The sequence below is a fragment of the Sphingomonas aurantiaca genome, from assembly GCF_003050705.1.
Classification (GTDB): Bacteria; Pseudomonadota; Alphaproteobacteria; order Sphingomonadales; family Sphingomonadaceae; genus Sphingomonas; species Sphingomonas aurantiaca.
Window position 1 is genome coordinate 249,367 of sequence record NZ_QAOG01000003.1, and the last position, 18,438, is coordinate 267,804.

Below are 18,438 nucleotides of genomic sequence, written 5' to 3' on the forward strand. Positions count from 1 at the left end.
ATCTCCCGCCTCAAATATTGATCGTGGTGGGGCGGTTCTTCCGCAGCCACAGCGCGACCATCATCCGCGTGAACGTGACGGCGGTGAACACCGACGTGCAGATCCCGATCAGCAGAACGACCGCAAAGCCTTTCACAGGGCCCGAGCCGAGCAGCAGCATGATCACGCCGGTGATGGCATGCGTCACGTTCGCCTCGAAGATCGTCCGCGACGCTTCCTTGTAGCCGAGCTCGACCGACTGGATCACGCTACGCCCGCGTCGCCGCTCTTCGCGGATACGCTCGTTGATCAGCACGTTGGCATCCACCGCGGTACCGATCGTCAGCACGAAGCCGGCGATACCGGGCAGCGTCAGCGTCGCGTTCAGCATCGCCATGACGGCGACGATGACGAGGATGTTGATGACCACCGCGAGGTTCGCATACAGGCCGAACCGGCCATAGGTGACGAACATGAACACGATCACCGCGAGCGCCGCGATGATCGACGCGAGCACGCCGGCACGGATCGAATCCTTGCCGAGATCAGGGCTGACGGTGCTCTCCGCGACCACCTTCAATGCAACCGGCAGCTTGCCCGAGCGCAGCGAGATCGCCAGCGCGTTCGCCGATTCGACCGTGAAGTTGCCCGAGATCGATGCACGACCACCAAGGATCGGCTCGTTGATGTTCGGCGCCGAAATCACCGTATTGTCGAGGATGATCGCGAACGGCTTGTTGGTGTTCTCGGTCGTCACCTTGGCGAAGCGACGGCCACCGACGGCATCGAACGTGATCGCGACCTGCGCCGCGTTGGTCTGCTGCTCGAACTCCTGGCGCGCATCGGCGAGCTGATCGCCCGAGATGATCACCGAGCGCTTCACCGCGATGAACGGCACGCCCTGCGGATTGCCGGGATAGGGGAGGACCTGGCTGCCGATCGGCGCGATGCCCTTGGCAAGGTCCGTCGGGTTCGCGGTCTGGTCGACCAGCTTGAACTCGAGCTTGGCGGTCTTGCCGATCAGCTCCTTGAGCGCCTGCGGGTTCTTCAGCCCCGGCACCTGCACGACGATCCGAGTCGCGCCCTGGCGGACGATCGTCGGCTCCTTGGTGCCGAGTTCGTCGATGCGACGACGGACGACTTCGGTCGCGTCCTTCATCGCGGTGTCGACGGCCTGGGTCAGCCCCGCCTCGGTCGGCTTGAGCACGAACCGGCTCGTGTCGACGACAGTGATATCCCACTCGCGTTGGCCGCTCATCCCGGCGCCACCGCCGGTGATCGCCAGCAGCCGCTCGCGCGCCGCGTCGACCTGGCTCGGATCGCGCAGCAGGAAGGTCAGCTGACCGCCTCGCGTGGAAATGTCGCCGATCTCGATCCTGGGCGTGCCGTTGCGCATCGTCCCCGCCACACTGTCGCGCATCGCCTCGATCCGAGTCGCGGCGAGGTCGGCGGTATCCGCTTCGAGCAGCAGATAGCTGCCGCCCGCGAGATCGAGCCCGAGATTGATGTGCGGATGGGGGATGCTACCCCATTTGCTCGTGGTGCTCTCGGGGAGGAAACTCGGGATCGCCAGCAGGCAGAGTGCCGCCAGCAACCCGATGATCGACCCGACCTTCCAGCGCGGAAAATCCAGCATCAGTCGTTGGCCGGCTTCGTGTTCGGGCTCGTGATGTCGGTCAGCGTCGCCTTGACGACGCGAACGCGGACGTTCGGCGCGATCTCGACCTCGACGACATTATCCTCGACCTTGGTCACCTTGCCGAGGATTCCGCCCGACGTGACGACGCTGTCATTCTTCTTCACCGCGGCGACCGACGCCTGCAGCGCCTTCATCCGCTTTTGCTGCGGGCGGATCATCAGGAAGTAGAACACGACGAACACGAGGAAGAGCGGCGCGAGGCTCAGGAACGAGGCGATCCCGCCCCCGGCTGTGGCGGCGCCGTCTGCGGCCTGGGCATAAGCTGGTGAGATGAACATGGAGTTCCGTATCTGGCTAAAGGCCATGTCTGGCTGGAGGCCATATCTGGCTGAAGGAGAGTTTCAGGCCGCACGCCGCGCGGCCGGTCGCATTGGTCCGCCCGCTATCATCGCTTGGGGTCCCGCGCAACAGATGGCCGGAGGATGAGACGGGGCGCCCGCGCGACCACCCGCATGCCAGACCCGCTCCGCAACGCCGCTCTAGGCGAGGAGTCCACAAACCGGCGGTGTTCGCACTTGCATCCCGCCGCGACCCCGCGTAGTGCGCGCCCCTCGGGTGGTCTTGCGACTGCCCGATCGGTCGGGGCGTAGCGCAGCCTGGTAGCGCATCACACTGGGGGTGTGGGGGTCGCAGGTTCGAATCCTGTCGCCCCGACCATTTTATTTCATCACATCGGGACTCGATCCCAGGCGGGGCTTACGCAGTCGCGCGCGCCTCTAGGGCGACCGCGGCCAAGCGCTTGCGGCGATGGAAATACCGCATCACCGGCTTTTCGAGCCCGGCATAGCCGATCAGCCCGATGCCGATCCCGGCGACCATGTGCAGCGGGATCGCCACCGCGCCGGCGATGTGCAGCGCCATCGCGATCTTCGCCGTCACTGCCAGCGCCAGCGTGTGCCACAGATAGATCGAGTAGCTCGCATCACCGAGCAACCGCAGCGCGGGCAGCTCGGCGATTCCGCCCGGCCGGCGCTCATAGGCGAGGATCGTCGCGACCGCCGACAGCGCAGGCAATCCGTAGCGCAGCGCCTTGGGCCATTCCGCCGGCAAGGCGAGCGCAAGCCCGCACAGCGCCACCGTCGTCGCGATCAGCACGCCGCGAGTCGCCGCGTGGCCGAACGCCGGGCTCCGCCACAGCTGCGCCAGCCACAGCCCGCCGAGAAACTCGAGGATGTGCGGGTCGGAATAGAAGTACAGCGCCGCCTGGTCGCGCCCGACAAGCGGGTGGATCGCAGCGAGCGCGATCAGCACCGCGGTGAGCATGCCGAGCTGCACCGCGCGCGGCAGGCACAGCGCCGCGCCGAACAGCAGGTAGAACCCCACTTCGTAATTCAGCGTCCAGCCGGGCACGAGCAACGGCCATATCTGCCCGTTGCTCGGCGACACCGAGGGGAGGAAAGCATAGGAGGTGACGACATGCGCGACGCTCAGCCGAACCGCCGGGAACAGCCCGGCAAGCGCGCCGGCGAGCATCACCGACGTCACGATCCAGTAGATCGGCACGATCCGCTTGGCGCGATCGGCCAGGAACCGGCCCGGCCGGCTGTCGGCATCGGTGATCGCCCACATCAGGAACCCGCTGAGCACGAAGAACAGGTCGACGCCCGCTTCCCCGACGGTGAAGGGCCGCTGCGCGCGGTCCGCTGCATGATAGGCGACGACCGCGCACGCAGCGAGACCGCGCAGATACTGAAGACCATAAAGACGCGTCATTGCAGCGCAGCATAGCCTCGGGCGGTCGCGTCATGCGTGGCCTATGCTTTGGAACGTGGCACCGTTCGGCTCGGGCGATCGAAGAACCGCGGCGATCTGCGATAGACGCGAACGCTGCACGACACGTCCCGATCCGGTCCTGGGGGGCCTTGCATGTCGGCCAATGTTGCGGTGCAGTAACGAAATGGACGACGTTTTCCGCCCCGCGTGGCTTGCTGCGTCGTCCCCCCGCCGCCGCCCCGCACCCCTATTGCCGGCAGGCCAGGCGTGCTTGCCCGGTCGGCCGCATCCCGCGATCGCCGACGACTGAGACAGGAACAGCTATGCACATCGTCTACTACAAGGATGCCGTCGGCAATTTCGGCGACGACCTCAACGAGTTGATCTGGCCGCGCGTCTTGCCCGACGACGTCCGCTCGGCGCCCGACACCGTGCTCGTCGGTATCGGCAGCCTGCTGGACGAGGCCCGGTTCCGCGGCGTCGAGACCATCGGCAAGCGCGTGTTCGTGATGGGGTCGGGGGCTGCCTATGGCCGCTTGCCCGACGACTCTGCGCGCTGGACCTATTGCGCGGTGCGCGGCCCGCTCACCGCCAGCGTGGTCGGACAGCCGTCCGCCGCGGTCACCGACAGCGCGGCGCTGCTCGCCAATCTGCCCGATCTCGTCCCCCGCTCGGCGCGCGCCGACGAGATCCTGTTCATGCCGCATCACCGGACGCTCGTGAACAGCAACTGGCAGGCCGCCGCCGAGCGCGCGGGCATGACCTTCGTTGATCCGCAATGGACGCCCGACCGGATCCTCGCCTGCTATGGCCGCGCCAAGCTGGTCGTGACCGAGGCGATGCACGGCGCGATCGTTGCGGACACGCTGCGCATCCCGTGGATCCCGGTGATGATCTCGCCCGAGGTCAGCATCTTCAAGTGGCGCGACTGGGCCGGTTCGCTCGATCTCGCCTACCAGCCCGTCCCGCTGCCGCCGACCACGCGGCTCGAGTCGTTCCGCTACGACCGGATCAGCCGGCTGACCCAGGCGGGCGGGCGCAGCGTCGCGCGCGTCGACTCGGCGGGCGCAGACGATGCCGCGCTGATCGCGGAGTTCCAGGACCGGTTCCGCGAAGAGCCCGCGGTGATCGACGCGGTCAAGGCGCCCGGCGCGATCAAGGCGTTGCTCAAGGTCGCGGCAACGCAGTTCGACGGACGCCGGCTGGCGACCGCGAGCCGCGCGCTCAAGGCGGCGGCGGCGGGCCGAAGCTATCTCAGCGACGACGGCATCTTCGCCGATCGCCTCGGCCGCCTCGACCACGCCGTCGCGGGGCTGATCGCGGACGTCCGCGCGGGCTAGCGTTTGGCCAGCCGGCGGACGATCCCCCCCGCCTTGGCCAGTTGGATGCGCCCCTCCGGGAACAGGGCCAGCGCACCGATGAACAGCGCATAGGCCAGCACCCCGGCCAGCGCGAGCATCGGCAAGCTGGCCCAGACGAACGCATAGGCGGCCAGCGCGAGCAGGCCGCCCGCGATCGCGGCGGCGGCGGCGATCGGGACCAGCAACCGGATCGCGTCGCTCCGCGTCACCGGGCCGCTGCGCGTCACCGCCCACCACATCATCGGGATCTGCACCGCCGCGCTGGAGATCGCGGCGGACATCGCGACCCCCTTGGGGCCCCAGAAGATGCCGATGAGATAGCCCGCGATCACCGCGGCGGATCCCAGCCCGCCCCATTTCAGCTGTTCCTGCGCACGCCCCTGGCTGACGAACAGCCAGGATGCGGCCTGGCGCAGCTGCAGGCTGAGCGCGGCGACGCCGAGCCACGCGAAGGTCGGCGCGGACGCGATCCAGCGTTCGCCGAGCAGCACCAGGATCACCGGCTTGGCAAAGACGATCGCGCACAGGATGCCCGGCGTGGTCAGCGTCAGCACGCCGCCGAGCATCGCGAGATACGCGCCGCGATACTCGGCGGGATCGGCCGACAGCCGCGACAGCAACGGCACCGCGACTCGCGCGGCGGGCGCGGTCATCTGCCACAGCGGCTGGAACATCAGCTTGTACGCGCGATCATAGATGCCGAGCGGCCCCGCGCCGAACCGCGCGCCGATCAGGATATTGTCGAGATTGGTGATCAGATAGCCGAGCAGATTATACCCGGTCACGGTGCCGCCGAACCGCAACAGGTGCAGCGCGTCGCGCGAGATGCCCGGCCGCGACGGCCGCCACCGCGAGAAGACGCAGGCGAGGATCAGCGTCGCCGCGCCGTTGGTCACCTGCATCGCGACGAGCGACCAATAGCCGAGCCCCCACAGCGCACCGCCGACGCCGACGATCACGCCGGCGATCAGCGCGCCGACCTCGATCATCGCGATCGCGCCGAACCGCATGCGGCGGTTGAGCAGCGCGATATGTTGCGCGGACAGGCTCGACAGCAGCAGCGCGGCGGCCATCGTCATCATCACCGGCGTCACCGCGGGCGTCGCGTAGAAGATCGCCGCGAGCGGGGCTGCCGCTATCGCGACGCCGGCAAGGCCGCAGCCGATCAGCACGTTGAGCCAGAACAGGCTCGACAATTCGACCTGGTTGATCGTCGGGCGCTGCACCGTGGCGGCCGACAGGCCGAGGTCGGTCAGCAGCAACGCGGCCGCCACCAGCGGACCGACCATCGCCAGCAGGCCGAAATCGGTCGGCAGCAGCAACCGCGCGAGCACGACCTGGCTGCCGAACTGGAGCACGAACTTGGTGCCCTGGCTGCCCATCGTCACCGCCGCGCCGACCGCCGACTGTCGCTTGAGCGCGGTGGCGTTGCCCTGCGGCGAGAAGTCGGGGCTTTCGGGCGAGAGGCCGGGCGGCGTTACGCTATCGGTCATCAGGTCTTCGTCCCATAGCCGCCGCGCAACGCCTTGCGCACGATCAGCGGCAATTGGCGCGCAGCCTCCTGCGTGACGAGCAGCACGCTCGCCGGGCTCGCAAACAGATAGCCGAATGCCGCGCGCGGCCGGCGCGCCTTCGCCTCGTCGGTAAAGCCGCGGTAAAAATAGCATCGGTCGATCGTCCGGAGATGCCGCTGGAGCAGCGCCACCAGCCGAGCGTCGCCGGCGGCGCGCGCCTCGGCCAGCACGCTGCGCTGGCGACGGCGCAGCGCATCGAGATCGCCGGTCGTCTGGATCTGAGTCAGCGAATCGGGCCGCACGAAATAGCGATAGAGCGGCTCGGGATGCAGCCACCACTGCGCGCCCGCACGCAGGCAGCCGACATACAGCGCGAAATCCTCCGCGAACCGCACCGTCTCGTCATAGCGCAGCCCGTGCTCCGCCAGGAACGCGCGGCGCATCACGGGTTTCAGGAACCCGTAATTGGTGCGCGGCGCGTCGGGCGAGGAGATGTTGCGCGCGATGAACTCGGTCAGGTCGATCCGGCAGGGTTCCGCCAGCGCGCCCGGCGCCAGCATCGGCATCTGCGACCCGTCGACCGCATCGACCAGCAGCAGATTGTCCGCCACCATGTCGGCCTGCTTCGCCTCGCCCAGCGCGATCAGCGTCGCGAGGCGCGTGGGCGCGAAACTGTCATCGGCATCGAGCAGCGCGATCCACTCGCCGCGCGCCGCGGCGATGCCGGCGTTGCGCGCGGCCGACGGCCCGCCGTTGCGCGGCAGCGCCAGCAGCGACACGCGCGGATCGCCGCGCGCGATTTCCGCGACGATCGCGGCCGTGGTATCGGTCGATCGGTCATCGACCACGATGATCTCCAATGTGCAGCGTTCTTGCTGCATTGCGGAAGCGATTGCCGCTTCGATATACTGCGCCGCATTATAGGCTGGGATAATGACGCTGGCCTGGATCATACGAGCTCCCTTGTTGGGGGTTTCCAGGATCGCTGCTCGAAAGGAGCAAGATGTCGAACCCCGAAATTACCGTGATCGTGCCGGCATACAACGTCGCCGGGCTCGTTCTGCCCTGTCTGGCATCCATCATGGCCCAATCGTTCGGCACGTGGCAGGCGATCGTCGTCGACGATGGCTCGACCGACGCCACCGCGGCCGAGGTCCGGACGCTCGACGACCCGCGTATTTCGCTGGTGCAGCAAAGCAATGCGGGGGTGTCGGCGGCGCGAAACCACGGCCTGGCGCTCGCGCAGGGCCGGTTCGTGATGTTCCTCGATGGCGACGACGTGCTCAACCCAACCGCGTTTGCGCGTCTCGCGGCATCGCTTGATGCGCGCGACTCGGCGGTCGCTGCGTTCGGCACGTTCCTCAAGATCCTGCCGGGCGGCGCGCCCTATCCCGACCAGAAGCCGCTCGCGCAGCACCGCTATCCCGATGGCGACGTGCTCGAGCCGATGCTGCGTGGCAATTTTCTTGCCAATGGCGGGCATGTGCTGATCCGGACCGACGTCGCGCGCAAGCTCGGCGGCTTCGACACGCGGCTGCGGCTGAGCGAGGACTGGGAATTCTGGTGCCGCCTCGCCGCCAAGGGTGAGTTCGCCTTTATCGGGACCGAGCCCGAGATATTCTCGCTCCGCGTCCGGCCGGGCAGTTCGTCGGGCGGCCTGTCGGTCGACTGGGCCAATCACCAGCCCTGTCTCGAAACGATCGGCAACAATGCCGCGATCCGTGCGCGGTTCAGCGCCCCGGCCTGGCACAAGCTGGAACGCACGATGCGCGCCAGTCAGATGTGGGAATGCGGCCGCGTCAACTTCACGATGCGCCGCTTCACGCAGGCGCGCCGGCTGATGCTCGGCGCGTTGTGGCTCGATCCGCAGCCCAAGCGGGTGGCGATGGTCGTCGCGGCGGCGGTGCAGCGCCGGACCAACCATGCGATCGTGTCGCGCCTGCGGTTCCGCGACCAGGATGTCGACGCCGACCGGACTCTGTAGCGGATTCCACAAGCCAAACGCCCGCGCATGATCTATGATGGAAGGATAAGCACATAAGGTCCAGCGGACACGGGGCGGCTTCGGGCTATGCCGTGCCATGATTGCGGCCATGTGAGGCGGAAAAAATACGGGGTGGAGAGGTCGTGATGATTGGCAAGGATTCGATGGGAGCCGGCGATACGCCCATGCAGTCCCCGCCGATCGCGCAGGAGCCGCTCAACCGGACCGAGGCGCGGTACGCCGATGCCGGGACCCGGTCGCCCGCCGCGCCAGCCGCGATGCCAGTTGGGGGGATCGAGGGGCGTCGCATCTCGCTGACGTCCTGGGCCGCTGCCGGGGTCGTCGGGATCGGGCTCTGGATCGTGATCATCGGGCTGATCTGATCGCGTCGCCGGGCGTCGTCCCGCCCCAGATGCACAGCAGGAACAGCAGCACCAGCATCGGCGTGAACAACAGATAGCCGCCGCCGATGATGAAGGTGGTCAGCGCCAGCACCGACAGGATCGCGGTCTCGCGCCGCCACAGCGTGCCCGCGAACATCGCCAGGAACGCGGTGATCCCGATCGCGCCGTAATCGGTGATCAGCTTGGCGATCGAATTGCCCGTGCCTTCCTTGAAATACAGATAGCGTTCGGTCGCGCCCGGCCCCCAGCCGATCAGGATCCGCGCCTCGTGGCTCAGCTCCGCGATCGGCAGGAACGGGCCGATGAAGCGCGCATAGCCGCTCGACCCCGAATAGCTCAGCTCGTTGGTACGGCTCAGCATCGATCCGACCTGCTCGGGGAACACGATCGACCCCAGCACCAGCGCGACGACGCCCGCAATCGCAAACCCCGCGACCCGCCCGAAATTGCGCGCCGACAGGCACGCATAGAAGGGCACCGCCAGCGCCAGCGACAGCGCGCCGGTGCCCGAGAAGGACAGCATGTACGCGATCAGGTACAGCGGCAGGTACTTGACCCGCCCCAGGATGAAATAGTCGATCACGATCGCGATCACGAGCGTCTGCGAGAACATGCTCGGCTCGAGCAGGAAGAAGCCGTTGGAGCGCAGGATCGTTGATCCGTAATGCAGGATCGGGTTGAAGTTGAACTGCGGCTCGACCAGCACCGGCTTCAGCGCGGGGACGGTCACCATGAACGAGAAGATCCGGATGCCGATGAACTGCACCGCCCATTGGACGATGCCCGCCGCCGCGATGAACCGGGTATAGGCGAGGAACAGCCGGAACACCGTCGTCCGGTCGAACCGGGCGCTCGGGCCGATCAGCGTGAAGCTGTACGTGACCAGGATCGCGACGATCGACGGCACGCTGGTGCCGAACCGCCCGTCCGGGGTCGTCAGCGCGATCAGCGTCGACAGCAAGGTGCAGGCGGCGAAGACGAAATAGAGCGCGATGCCGCGCGGCCGCAGCGTCGCGATGCCGCTGGCAAGACCCCAGCCGAGCAGCAGCGCGAACAGCGGCAGGCTGATGAACAGCGCGCTGCCGCCCGGCATCGCACCGAAGCGTTGCAGGATCAGGCAGGCGATCAGCGTCCCGTGGACGAAGATCCGGCCGTTGCGCGCGGACTGATCCTCCGCGTCCGCCACCGCGTCGTCGCGCAGCGTCTCGTGCCGGGAAAGCGAGGCGGTGCTCACGCGATGACCCCGCGCGCGCGCCACGTCGCACTCGCCTCGTCGCGTGCGAAGGGCAGCGCGCGGCGCGGTGCCTTGCCGCGGGGCGGAACGTGCGTAACGCTTCGCGAAGGCCACCATAGAGTGGACCGGTAGAGGATTGATCGCCGCCGCCGTCGCCCGGCCGGCCGGCGTCTCGTCTCATTCCGGCCGGGCAGGAGTGCCGCCTTATGGTCCGGACTGCCGTTATGATTGCACTTGCTGCCAGCGCATTGGCCGCGACGCCCGCGCACGCCAATCCGTTGATGTACGTCTACAAGGGCGCCGGCTGCGACGGCAAGGATCGCCTGCCGCGCTATCAGGGCGTGATGGGGCGCAAGCTCGATGGCGTGTCCGATTTCCTGTCCGCCGAGAGCTGGGCGCAGCTGCACAGCGGCGCGCAATGGGCGATGACCTGCTGGCAGAACCAGCCCGTCCGCCTCGCGCTCGGCGTCCCGCTCGTCGTCAAGGGCGGTACGCTCAGCTCGGCGGCGGCGGGCGAATATGACGCGGAGTTCCGCAAGATCGGCGAGCTGCTCGTCGCCAAGGGGCGCGCCAACACGGTCATCCGGCTCGGCTGGGAGTTCAACGGCAACTGGTATGCCTGGTCGGCCGAGAAGGATCCGGTGTCGTTCGTCGGCGCGTTCCGTCACGTCGTCGGCGTGCTGCGCGCGGTGCCCGGCCAGCATTTCCGGATCGTGTGGAACCCGTCGCTCGGCACCGGCGCGAACCCGCCCGAGTCGCTGTGGCCGGGCGACGACGTCGTCGACCTGGTCGGCATCGACATCTACAACCAGAGCTGGCGCCCGCAGGACAGCGATCCCGCCACCCGCTGGCAGGGCTATCTCACCGCCAATTACGGGCTGAACTGGGTCGCCCGGTTCGCGTTGACGCACCACAAGCCGATCGTGGTTCCCGAATGGGGCACCGGCACGCGGCCCGACGGGCATGGGTATGGCGACGACCCGTTGTTCATCCACAACATGGCCGCGTGGATGCGCGCGCACCGCGTCGCCTATGAAAGCTATTGGGACTTCACCGCGTCCGATTATGATTCGACGATGTCGGCGGGCAAGTTCCCGCTGGCGCTGGCGGCCTACAAGGCGGAGTTCGCACAATGACCGGCCAGCCGACTCAGGCATAATAGGCCCCGTAGTCGGCGTGATCGCGATCGACATCGCCGTGGCCGAAGACCGCCAGCTGGCGCATGTCGACGCGGGTCGCGATCACGCCGAGCGGCTCGATATCGAGCGCGCGCATCCGCTTGAGCGTCGCCGCCGCGCTCTGGCTTGGCGTGTCGTTCCACCGTAGCGCCATCAGCACCTCGTCGACCTGGCGCAGCAGCAGCCGCGCATCGGTGACCGCGAGCGCGGGGGCGGCATCGAAGATCACCAGGTCGAAGCGCTTTTCCGCCTCGGCCAGCAACGCGCCGATATTGCTCGCGGCGAACAGGTCCTGCCGGTTCTCGGTCGTGTCGCCTGCGGGCAGCACGTACATCCCGCTGACCGGATCGTGGATCAGCGCCTCGTCCAGCGTCGCGGTGCGGCGCAGCACCTGCACCATCCCCGCATGCGGCGGCAGCCCCATCACGCGCGACACCGAGGCGCGGCGCAGATCGGCATCGACGAGCAGCGTCCGGCTGCCCGCCATCGCCGACGTCCGCGCGAGCGAGATGGCGAGCGTCGTCTTGCCTTCGCTCGGGCGTGCCGAGGTGATCCCGACGCTCGTCATCCCGCTGCGGCCCTTGCGCACCAGCGCCAGCCGCACCGCGCGCAGCTGTTCGGCGTAGAGCGACAGCGGGCGTTCCACCGGGAAGTCGATCGGCGAGATGCCTTCCTCGCCGGGCCGCGCGATCGACGCGATCTCGGGGATGTTGGCGATATGCGGCAGCCCGAGCTTGCGCTCGATATCCGCCGACGAGCTCAGCTTGCGATCGAACGCCTCGGCGATCCACACCGCCGCGCCCGCGACGATCGTCGCCAGCACCAGGCCGATCATCAGGATCAGCGGCTTGTTGGGCGAGGTCGGCCGCTGCGGCAGTGCTGCGGGCGAGAAGATGCGCGCATCCTCGTCCGCCACCAGCGCCTGGCTGCTGATCAGGTTCTTGCGCTCGAGCAGCGCCTGGTAGGTCGCGCGCAGGCCGTCCGCCTTGCGCTGGAGCTGCGACAGCTGGACCGATGCGGTGTTGTCGCTGGCCAGCGTCCCCGTCGTCCGCGCGACGATCCCCGCCGCATTGGCGACCTGGTCGCGCGCGATCTGCGCGTTGGCGTTCAGATTGGCGAGCTGCCGGCTCGTCTCCGCGCCGATCGCGCGGTCGAGCGCCTCGACCTGGTCCTTGGTGCGGATCAGGTCGGGGTGATCGGGCTGATAGCGGCCCTGCAGATCGGCATAGGTGGTCGCCAGCAACGCGCGCTGGTTGCGCAGCTGCTGGATCACCGGCGATTGCAGCACCGCGCCGACGCCGCCGGTATCGCCCTTGCGGGTCTGGCCGCGCGCGGTGCTGAGCTTGGCCTGCGCATCGGCGAGTGCAGCCTGCGCTGCGGCCTGTTGCTGCTTGTACAGCGACAATTCCTGCTGCGTGAAGGTCGCGCCCTGGCTGTCGAACAGGTCGTGCTGCGCGCGATAGCGTGCGACCTCGGTGTCCGCGGCCTCGAGCTGGACGCGCAGATTGTCGAGTTCGGTGCCGAGCCCGCGGCCGACCTGCTCGACCGCGGCACGGCGCGATTTTTCCTTCACCGCCAGATATTGGTGGCCGATCTGGTCGGCGACCGCCTTGGCGAGCATCGGGTCGGGTGCGGTATACGCGATCGAGACGACGCTTGATTCACCCGGCCGGAGGATCTTGGTCCCGCCGATCACGAGCCCCGTCGCGGCGGCCTCGCGGTCGGCACCGGGCAGCTTGGAGATGCTCGCGGCGAAGACCGGATTGGCGACGAGGTTGAGCGCGCGCACGGTGCCCAGCGCAACCGCGGACGATCGCATGATCTCGACCTCGGTCGCCACTGCGGTTTCGGCGGTGGACAGGCCGGGCAGGACCTCCTTGTCCTTTTCCGACACGTTCAGCTCGCGCGAGTTGACGACCATCCCTGCCGAGGCGGTGTACAGCTTGGTCCGCGTGAACCCGTAGGCGAGCACCAGCGCCAGGATGATGGCGAACACGCCGGTCGCCAGCCATTTGCGATGCCGGACGGTCGCGAACGCATGGCGGATGCTGTCCATCGGATCGCCGATCGTCGCGGCCAATCGCCCTTTCGATCGGGGTTCGGCAGTCTGGCTGGAGCGGAAGTCGTCCATGGCGTTCACCTTGTCAGCGTCAGGCCGATCGTCGCGCGGTTGTCCTTGAACGCGCGGTAACGATCAGTGCCGTTGGAGGATTGGTCGAGCCGCTCGAAGCCGAATTTGAGCCCGGCATAGCGGCTGATACGATAGGTCGCGCTGGCCTTGGCGCTGATGCGGCCATCGGTGCGGTCCAGATTGTTGAAGCGGCTGTCCTGATAGCCGAGCGACGCGGACAGGATGAGCTGCCGCAGCCATTCGTGATCGATCTGGATGCTGCCCTGGGTCGACAGATAGCCGCCCGATCCGGGAATGCCGGAATCGAGCACCGACCGGTTGCCGCGGATCGTGACGGTCGTCAGCTGAGTCGGGAAGAACTGCACCGTCGCGTTGAAGCCCAGGCCGCCCAGGTCGTTGTAGAAGGGCAGGCGGAAACGCTGCTGGATATAGCCGATGCCGATGCTGCCGCGGATCAGCGCCGCGGGCTCGAAACTGACGCCGGCGAGCAGTTCGAACCCGTTCGAATCACGCTTGGGCGTCTCGATCGACCCGGTCCGGAAGCGGCGGATATTGTAGCTGGCGCTGGTGAACCACGCGATCGACGGCGTCTGCGCATAGGAGGCGCGGACGCCGACGCGGTAGCTCATATTGTCGCTCGGCTGGTAATCCGCGATCGACCCGTCGGCGAGCTGCCCGTCGCGAAAATCGAACCGCGCCACGCGCGCCGTGGTCGACAGTCGCAGCTTGTTGAAATCATGCGCGAGCAGCACCGCGCCCGATTGCTGCGTGTAATAGATCGGCTTGATCGTCTGCGAGAATATGTCCTGCGACAGCCGCGACTGGTGGATCCCCTCGGCGCGGATCGCGGTCGTCAGCGTGGTCGCCTGGTTGATGTCGAACACGCCGCGGCCCGTCACCGAATAGTCGGCGATATTCTCGGTGCTGCGGTTGAGATACCGGTCGATCTTGCCCTTTGCGTCGAGGCTCAGGCTGTTGCGCGCCCATTGCGATTGCAGCGCCAGCTGCGGCTGGATCCGCAGCAAGCTGTCCGCGACCCGGTCATCCTGCGTCCCGAAGATGTTGTCGTCATGGATACCCGTCACCTCGACCGACGGCGCCAGCCGGAACCCGCCGAGCGGGATGCCCGGCGCGACATAGCCCGGCTGCACGCGCTCGAGCACGGCTGTATGCCGCGTTTCGATCTGTGGCTTTTCCTCGGGCAACAGCGGCGTCTCCTGCGCATGGAGCAACTGCGGGCACAGCATCGCACTGCCCAGCACGCCGGTGCGGGCGGCATGACGAAGCCAACAGGGTGTACGGCGAGACACGGGAACTAGAAGTTTCGCTCTCGGATCCGCACGGTGTCACCGGGCTGCACGATCACGTCGGCGGTCAGCGGTTCGCGCGCTTCGGCCGCCTGTCCGGTATGGCGGATCATCACCGTCTTCTGGTTCGCGCGATACGTGAAGCCGCCCGCGGTCGCGACCGCGCCGAGCACCGTCATCCCCGACTGATAGGGAAACTGCCCCGCCTTGTTCACTTCGCCCAGCACATAGATCGGCCGCGACGCGACCAGGTCGACGACCAGATGCGCGTTCTTGAAATAGCGTGCCTGCAGCGTCTGCGTCAGCGCCGCGGAGAACTCGCCCAGAGTCTGCCCCTGCGCCTTGATCATGCCGACCAGCGGAAAGGAGATGTCGCCTTCGCTGTTGACGGCATATTCGCCGGTCACGCCGGGCTCGTTATACACGTTGATCCGCAGCCGGTCGTCGGGCGCGAGCCGGTACACATAGGGCGCAGCGGGCGCCGCTCCCGCCGGGGTCTGCGCGATATCGGCGGAGCAGCCCGTCAGCCACAGGGCCGCCGCGCACGCTGTCGTGCACGCCATCGCGATACGCTTGGTCATAGCGCTTCTCCACCACGTTCATGGCCACGCTCGGGCCCGCGAACGGTCTCAATCTCGGTATCGATCATAGCTCTTCTTTTTCCGATCTGGAGCGCCCTGCGCTTCAGGAAGCCTGCACCCCAGGCGATATGCATCGTCGCCAGCGCGGGGGCGGCCATCAGCGCGGTCAGCGATCGGTCCTTGAGCGCGAACACGCTCGATGCCGCCAGCAGCGCAAGCGCATAGAGCAGCGGGATGACCAACAGCACGGGCAGGACGATCCCGCCGATCAGGCCGACGCCGATCGCCAGCGTGATCGCCGGCGGCAGCATCTGGCGCAGGCGCAGTCGCTCGCCATGCTTGTGGCTGGTCCGCGCACGCCCCGAGCCATAGCGGAAATATTGCCGCGCAAGGCCCCGCAGCGTGCCGCGCGGATAATAGATCACCGGGATCGTGGCATCGAGCCAGATCCGCCCGCCCAGCGCACGAAGCCGTGCGTCGAGCTCGGCATCCTCGTTCGCCTCGAAGCTGGTGTCATACCCGCCCGCGCGTTCGAACAGCGCCCGCCGGAACGCGGCGTGATGGCCGTGATCGACCCAGGCCGATGCGTTGCCCATCCGGTGCGCCGATCCGCCCGTGCCGATCCGGCTGTTCTGCGCGATCGCGACCGCGCGCTGGAAGCCGCTTTCGCCCCTGGTCGTCAGCCGCACCACGACCGAATCCGCGCCGCTGTCCGCCAGCGAGGCGAGCAGCCGGCTGACATAGTCGGGCGGGTAGGACGCATGCGCATCGACCCGGACGATGACGGCGAAGCGGCGGTCTGCCGCGGCCACCGCACGATTGACGCCCGCCGCCTGGATCCGCTCGGGATTGTCGATCAGGCGCACGCGCGGCGCGCGGGCCGCGACCGCGATGACCGCCTCGCGCGTGCCGTCACGGCTGCCGCCATCGGCGACCAGTATCTCGCCGACCACCGATGGCGGCTCGCGCAACAGCGTGTCGAGCAACGCCTCGATATGCGCGATCTCGTTCAGCGTGGGAATGATGACGCTCGCGGTCATGCCGCACCCCCGTCCGGGCGCAGCGCCTCGACGAAGCGCGTGGCGGACCGTTGCAGATCGGTCTCGCGCAGACGCGCATCGGCATGCCGCCGATAGTCGGCGAGCCCCGCGGGCGCGATCGCGCGCGCCATCGCGTCGGCGAGATCGGCCTGCGCGAAATCGATCCGGTTGGCGGGCGGCAGATACGCGCGGAACACGTCGATCTGCGAGGCGAGGACGGGGATGCCATAGGTCATCGCCTCGAGCATGACCAACGGCACGCCCTCCCAGCGCGACGGCATCAGCAGCAGGTCCGCCGCCGCCAGCGTCGCGTGCGGGGTGTCGGTCCATGCCGAGCAGCGAATGTCGACCCGCCCGGCAAGATCGCGTCGCAACTGGTCGAAATCGGCCTCGCCCTCGCCCGAGCCGACGATCACGAAGGTCCAGCCCTCGAGCTGCGCTGCGCTCCGCCGGATCGCGGCCGCCAGCGTGTCGAGCCCCTTCTGGCGTATGTCGAGCCGCCCGAGGAACAGGGCCACGCGCGAGTCGGGATCTAGCCCGAGCGCCTGCCGGGCCTGCGCGCGCGCAGGCTGCGGCGGCGGCGCGACGATGTTGTCCGCGACGACGACCGGCGCGGTGCCGCCTGCGGCACGGACCTGCTCGACGACCGCGCTGCTCGGCACGATGAAGCGATCGGGGCGGCGATACAGGCGGCGGCGGACCCAGTCGCCGGGGACCGCGCGCCGTCCCAGCTCGACCATGCGGTGCGCCATCGGCACATAACTGACGACGAAGCTGTCGCGCGGCGCGGCGAGCAGCGGGACGACGCAATTCTCGATCCGCCCCTGCAGCAGCAGCGTCGCGCTCGGCCGCACATCGGCAAAGGCCTTGCGCACAGCCTGCGCATAGCTTCGGCGAAAGCCCCCGAGATACGGCTCGGCGCGCTGCTTGGTGAAATCCCACGGCATCACCGCGAACCGGTCCGAGACATGAGGCCGCAGCCGCTCGGCCAGCTTGGCGTTGGCGGTCGGATGCCGGACGACGATCCGGTCGAAGTCGCGGCTTTCGAGCAGCGTCGGCAGGAACCGCAGAAACATCGCCTCGTGCCCGCCAAAGTCGGGGCTGTCCTGCAAAATGAGGAGCGACCGGCTCATGCCGCGCGATCCGCGAGCGCTGCCTCGTAGACGGTGCGGGTCATCGCGCCGATCTGGGTCCAGTCGAGCGTGTCCGTCGCCGATGCGGGACGCGGCCGCCGTCCGATCGAGTCGACGATCGCACCCGCCAGCGCCGCGATATCCGCCGCGGGCACCAGCGCGCCGCTGTCCTCGCCCGTCCCGATCATCGTCCGGAACGCGCCGAGATCGCTCGCGATCAGCCAGCGATCGAGATCGGCGACGAGATGCAGGACGCCGCTCGCGTCGATCGACCGGTAGGGGAAGACGAACGCATCGGCGCTGCGCAGCAGCCCCGCCATCGCGTCCTCCGACAGCCGCCCCTCACGCAGCTTGAACGCGTCGCCCAGGTCCAGCGCTTTCGCGCGCGCGAGAATCGGCTCGACGTCGATCTGCGCCTCGCCGGCGACGATCACTTCCAGGCGATCGCGGATCTGCGGATCGATCAGGCCGAGCGCCTCGACCAGCAGGTCGACGCCCTTATACGCCTGCAGGCGGCCGAACAGCACGATCCGCCAGCGACCGGGCTGCGCGCGCGCTTCGGGCTCGGCGGTGCGCAACGGCAGCACGCCGTGCGGCACGACGTGGATCCGGTCCTCGGGCAGGCCGCGCGCCAGCAGCGCGTCGCGACCCTGCTCGGTATGCACGATCAGCCGGTCGAACGCCGCGAGAATGGCCGTGTAGCCGCTGCGCTGCGCCGCGCTGACCGGGCGGCCGTTGAACGGCTCGATATCATGGACGGTCAGCACGACCGGTCGGTTCTGCCGGATCCGGCGTACCGCGCGCACGTCGAGCATCGGCAGCGCCGCCCATTGGAAATGGACGACGTCGAACCGCGCGGCTTCGCGAGTCAGGCGGCGAAGCCCGGCGATATGTTCGAGTCCCTTGAGCGCACGCCACGCCGATCCCACCCGCCGCCGCGGTCCGTCGGTCAGCGGATAGAAGAAGGGCAGGGTGCGGCTCCCGGCTAGCAGATCCTCTTCGTTCGGGCGCAGCGCACGCGTCGCCCAGGCCGGCCGCAGACCATTGGCCTGCAGCCCGTCCGACAGCGCCGCGTCATAGGGCGCGGTGAACAGCGACGGATCGACCAGCAGCACCGATTGCCCCGTGGCGCTCGCGTTTTCGCGGGCGGCGGCGCGCGGGGCGGCGCGCAAGACGGTAC

16 protein-coding genes and 1 tRNA gene are annotated in these 18,438 nt (G+C 68.2%); 5 read left to right on the forward strand and 12 right to left on the reverse strand.

All coding sequences use genetic code 11. The features are described 5' to 3' along the window. Nucleotides 1-10: 10 nt before the first annotated feature. Nucleotides 11-1,615, reverse strand: a complete 1,605-nt coding sequence (gene secD / locus C8J26_RS10090; RefSeq protein WP_056416439.1) for a protein translocase subunit SecD — start codon at nucleotides 1,613-1,615, stop codon at nucleotides 11-13. After that, the gene (gene yajC, locus C8J26_RS10095) at nucleotides 1,615-1,956 is read right to left on the reverse strand and encodes a preprotein translocase subunit YajC (RefSeq protein WP_056416442.1); all 342 of its coding nucleotides are present in this window, start codon (nucleotides 1,954-1,956) and stop codon (nucleotides 1,615-1,617) included. The genes secD and yajC overlap by 1 nt, the downstream gene beginning before the upstream one ends. Before the next feature lie 302 nt (nucleotides 1,957-2,258). Between yajC and C8J26_RS10100 the strand changes: the two genes are divergently transcribed. Next, a tRNA-Pro gene (locus tag C8J26_RS10100) sits at nucleotides 2,259-2,335 on the forward strand. A 39-nt stretch (nucleotides 2,336-2,374) separates the two neighbouring features. Here the strand turns inward: C8J26_RS10100 and C8J26_RS10105 are convergent. Beyond that, entirely contained in the window at nucleotides 2,375-3,391 is a 1,017-nt protein-coding gene (locus C8J26_RS10105) for an acyltransferase family protein (RefSeq protein WP_107957798.1), read from the reverse strand. Nucleotides 3,392-3,714: 323 nt separating this feature from the next. Between C8J26_RS10105 and C8J26_RS10110 the strand changes: the two genes are divergently transcribed. Then, nucleotides 3,715-4,731, forward strand: coding sequence for a polysaccharide pyruvyl transferase family protein (locus tag C8J26_RS10110; RefSeq protein ID WP_167398815.1), 1,017 nt, complete (start codon nucleotides 3,715-3,717; stop codon nucleotides 4,729-4,731). Here the strand turns inward: C8J26_RS10110 and C8J26_RS10115 are convergent. Both C8J26_RS10115 and C8J26_RS10120 read right to left on the reverse strand, forming a co-directional pair. Continuing rightward, nucleotides 4,728-6,245 (reverse strand): lipopolysaccharide biosynthesis protein, encoded by a 1,518-nt coding sequence (locus C8J26_RS10115; protein ID WP_167398816.1) that lies wholly within the window; start codon nucleotides 6,243-6,245, stop codon nucleotides 4,728-4,730. The two genes, C8J26_RS10110 and C8J26_RS10115, sit on opposite strands and share 4 nt — an antisense overlap. Then, nucleotides 6,245-7,219, reverse strand: coding sequence for a glycosyltransferase family 2 protein (locus C8J26_RS10120; RefSeq protein ID WP_107957801.1), 975 nt, complete (start codon nucleotides 7,217-7,219; stop codon nucleotides 6,245-6,247). Before C8J26_RS10120 ends, C8J26_RS10115 begins: the two co-directional genes overlap by 1 nt. Nucleotides 7,220-7,269: 50 nt before the next feature. Between C8J26_RS10120 and C8J26_RS10125 the strand changes: the two genes are divergently transcribed. Continuing rightward, a complete protein-coding gene (locus C8J26_RS10125) occupies nucleotides 7,270-8,250 on the forward strand; it encodes a glycosyltransferase family 2 protein (protein ID WP_107957802.1) in 981 nt (326 codons plus the stop codon). A 143-nt stretch (nucleotides 8,251-8,393) separates the two neighbouring features. Then, nucleotides 8,394-8,633 carry a hypothetical protein gene (locus C8J26_RS10130; RefSeq protein WP_146168806.1) on the forward strand — a complete coding sequence of 80 codons (240 nt, stop codon included), beginning with the start codon at nucleotides 8,394-8,396 and terminating at the stop codon, nucleotides 8,631-8,633. On the opposite strand, the gene C8J26_RS10135 is transcribed toward C8J26_RS10130, so the two are convergent. After that, nucleotides 8,617-9,888 carry a hypothetical protein gene (locus C8J26_RS10135; RefSeq protein ID WP_244185248.1) on the reverse strand — a complete coding sequence of 424 codons (1,272 nt, stop codon included), beginning with the start codon at nucleotides 9,886-9,888 and terminating at the stop codon, nucleotides 8,617-8,619. The two genes, C8J26_RS10130 and C8J26_RS10135, sit on opposite strands and share 17 nt — an antisense overlap. 224 nt (nucleotides 9,889-10,112) lie before the next feature. Here C8J26_RS10135 and C8J26_RS10140 point away from each other — a divergent pair, with 224 nt between their 5' ends. After that, on the forward strand, nucleotides 10,113-11,024 hold the full coding sequence (locus C8J26_RS10140) for a glycoside hydrolase family 26 protein (protein WP_234422775.1): 912 nt from the start codon (nucleotides 10,113-10,115) through the stop codon (nucleotides 11,022-11,024). 13 nt (nucleotides 11,025-11,037) lie between these two features. Here C8J26_RS10140 and C8J26_RS10145 read toward each other — a convergent pair whose 3' ends face one another. The 6 genes from C8J26_RS10145 to C8J26_RS10170 are packed head-to-tail and all read right to left on the reverse strand — an operon-like array spanning nucleotide 11,038 to nucleotide 18,430. Further along, complete coding sequence (locus tag C8J26_RS10145) at nucleotides 11,038-13,197, reverse strand: GumC family protein (RefSeq protein WP_107957803.1); 2,160 nt, start codon at nucleotides 13,195-13,197, stop codon at nucleotides 11,038-11,040. A 5-nt stretch (nucleotides 13,198-13,202) separates the two neighbouring features. Beyond that, complete coding sequence (locus tag C8J26_RS10150; protein WP_146168807.1) at nucleotides 13,203-14,507, reverse strand: outer membrane beta-barrel protein; 1,305 nt, start codon at nucleotides 14,505-14,507, stop codon at nucleotides 13,203-13,205. A 5-nt stretch (nucleotides 14,508-14,512) separates the two neighbouring features. After that, nucleotides 14,513-15,085 carry a polysaccharide biosynthesis/export family protein gene (locus tag C8J26_RS10155; protein WP_082445267.1) on the reverse strand — a complete coding sequence of 191 codons (573 nt, stop codon included), beginning with the start codon at nucleotides 15,083-15,085 and terminating at the stop codon, nucleotides 14,513-14,515. Further along, the gene (locus C8J26_RS10160) at nucleotides 15,082-16,125 is read right to left on the reverse strand and encodes a glycosyltransferase family 2 protein (protein WP_107957805.1); all 1,044 of its coding nucleotides are present in this window, start codon (nucleotides 16,123-16,125) and stop codon (nucleotides 15,082-15,084) included. The genes C8J26_RS10155 and C8J26_RS10160 overlap by 4 nt, the downstream gene beginning before the upstream one ends. Next, complete coding sequence (locus C8J26_RS10165) at nucleotides 16,122-17,258, reverse strand: glycosyltransferase family 4 protein (protein ID WP_107957806.1); 1,137 nt, start codon at nucleotides 17,256-17,258, stop codon at nucleotides 16,122-16,124. Before C8J26_RS10165 ends, C8J26_RS10160 begins: the two co-directional genes overlap by 4 nt. After that, complete coding sequence (locus C8J26_RS10170; protein WP_107957807.1) at nucleotides 17,255-18,430, reverse strand: glycosyltransferase; 1,176 nt, start codon at nucleotides 18,428-18,430, stop codon at nucleotides 17,255-17,257. The genes C8J26_RS10165 and C8J26_RS10170 overlap by 4 nt, the downstream gene beginning before the upstream one ends. Nucleotides 18,431-18,438 lie beyond the last annotated feature (8 nt).

What these genes read in the sequence shown, in the direction of transcription:
- secD (WP_056416439.1), bottom strand. Translation starts at nt 1,615, where the DNA reads ATGCTGGATTTTCCGCGCTGGAAGGTCGGGTCGATCATCGGGTTGCTG.
- yajC (WP_056416442.1), bottom strand. Translation starts at nt 1,956, where the DNA reads ATGTTCATCTCACCAGCTTATGCCCAGGCCGCAGACGGCGCCGCCACA.
- C8J26_RS10105 (WP_107957798.1), bottom strand. Translation starts at nt 3,391, where the DNA reads ATGACGCGTCTTTATGGTCTTCAGTATCTGCGCGGTCTCGCTGCGTGC.
- C8J26_RS10110 (WP_167398815.1), top strand. Translation starts at nt 3,715, where the DNA reads ATGCACATCGTCTACTACAAGGATGCCGTCGGCAATTTCGGCGACGAC.
- C8J26_RS10115 (WP_167398816.1), bottom strand. Translation starts at nt 6,245, where the DNA reads ATGACCGATAGCGTAACGCCGCCCGGCCTCTCGCCCGAAAGCCCCGAC.
- C8J26_RS10120 (WP_107957801.1), bottom strand. Translation starts at nt 7,219, where the DNA reads ATGATCCAGGCCAGCGTCATTATCCCAGCCTATAATGCGGCGCAGTAT.
- C8J26_RS10125 (WP_107957802.1), top strand. Translation starts at nt 7,270, where the DNA reads ATGTCGAACCCCGAAATTACCGTGATCGTGCCGGCATACAACGTCGCC.
- C8J26_RS10140 (WP_234422775.1), top strand. Translation starts at nt 10,113, where the DNA reads ATGATTGCACTTGCTGCCAGCGCATTGGCCGCGACGCCCGCGCACGCC.
- C8J26_RS10145 (WP_107957803.1), bottom strand. Translation starts at nt 13,197, where the DNA reads ATGGACGACTTCCGCTCCAGCCAGACTGCCGAACCCCGATCGAAAGGG.
- C8J26_RS10155 (WP_082445267.1), bottom strand. Translation starts at nt 15,085, where the DNA reads ATGACCAAGCGTATCGCGATGGCGTGCACGACAGCGTGCGCGGCGGCC.
- C8J26_RS10160 (WP_107957805.1), bottom strand. Translation starts at nt 16,125, where the DNA reads ATGACCGCGAGCGTCATCATTCCCACGCTGAACGAGATCGCGCATATC.
- C8J26_RS10165 (WP_107957806.1), bottom strand. Translation starts at nt 17,258, where the DNA reads ATGAGCCGGTCGCTCCTCATTTTGCAGGACAGCCCCGACTTTGGCGGG.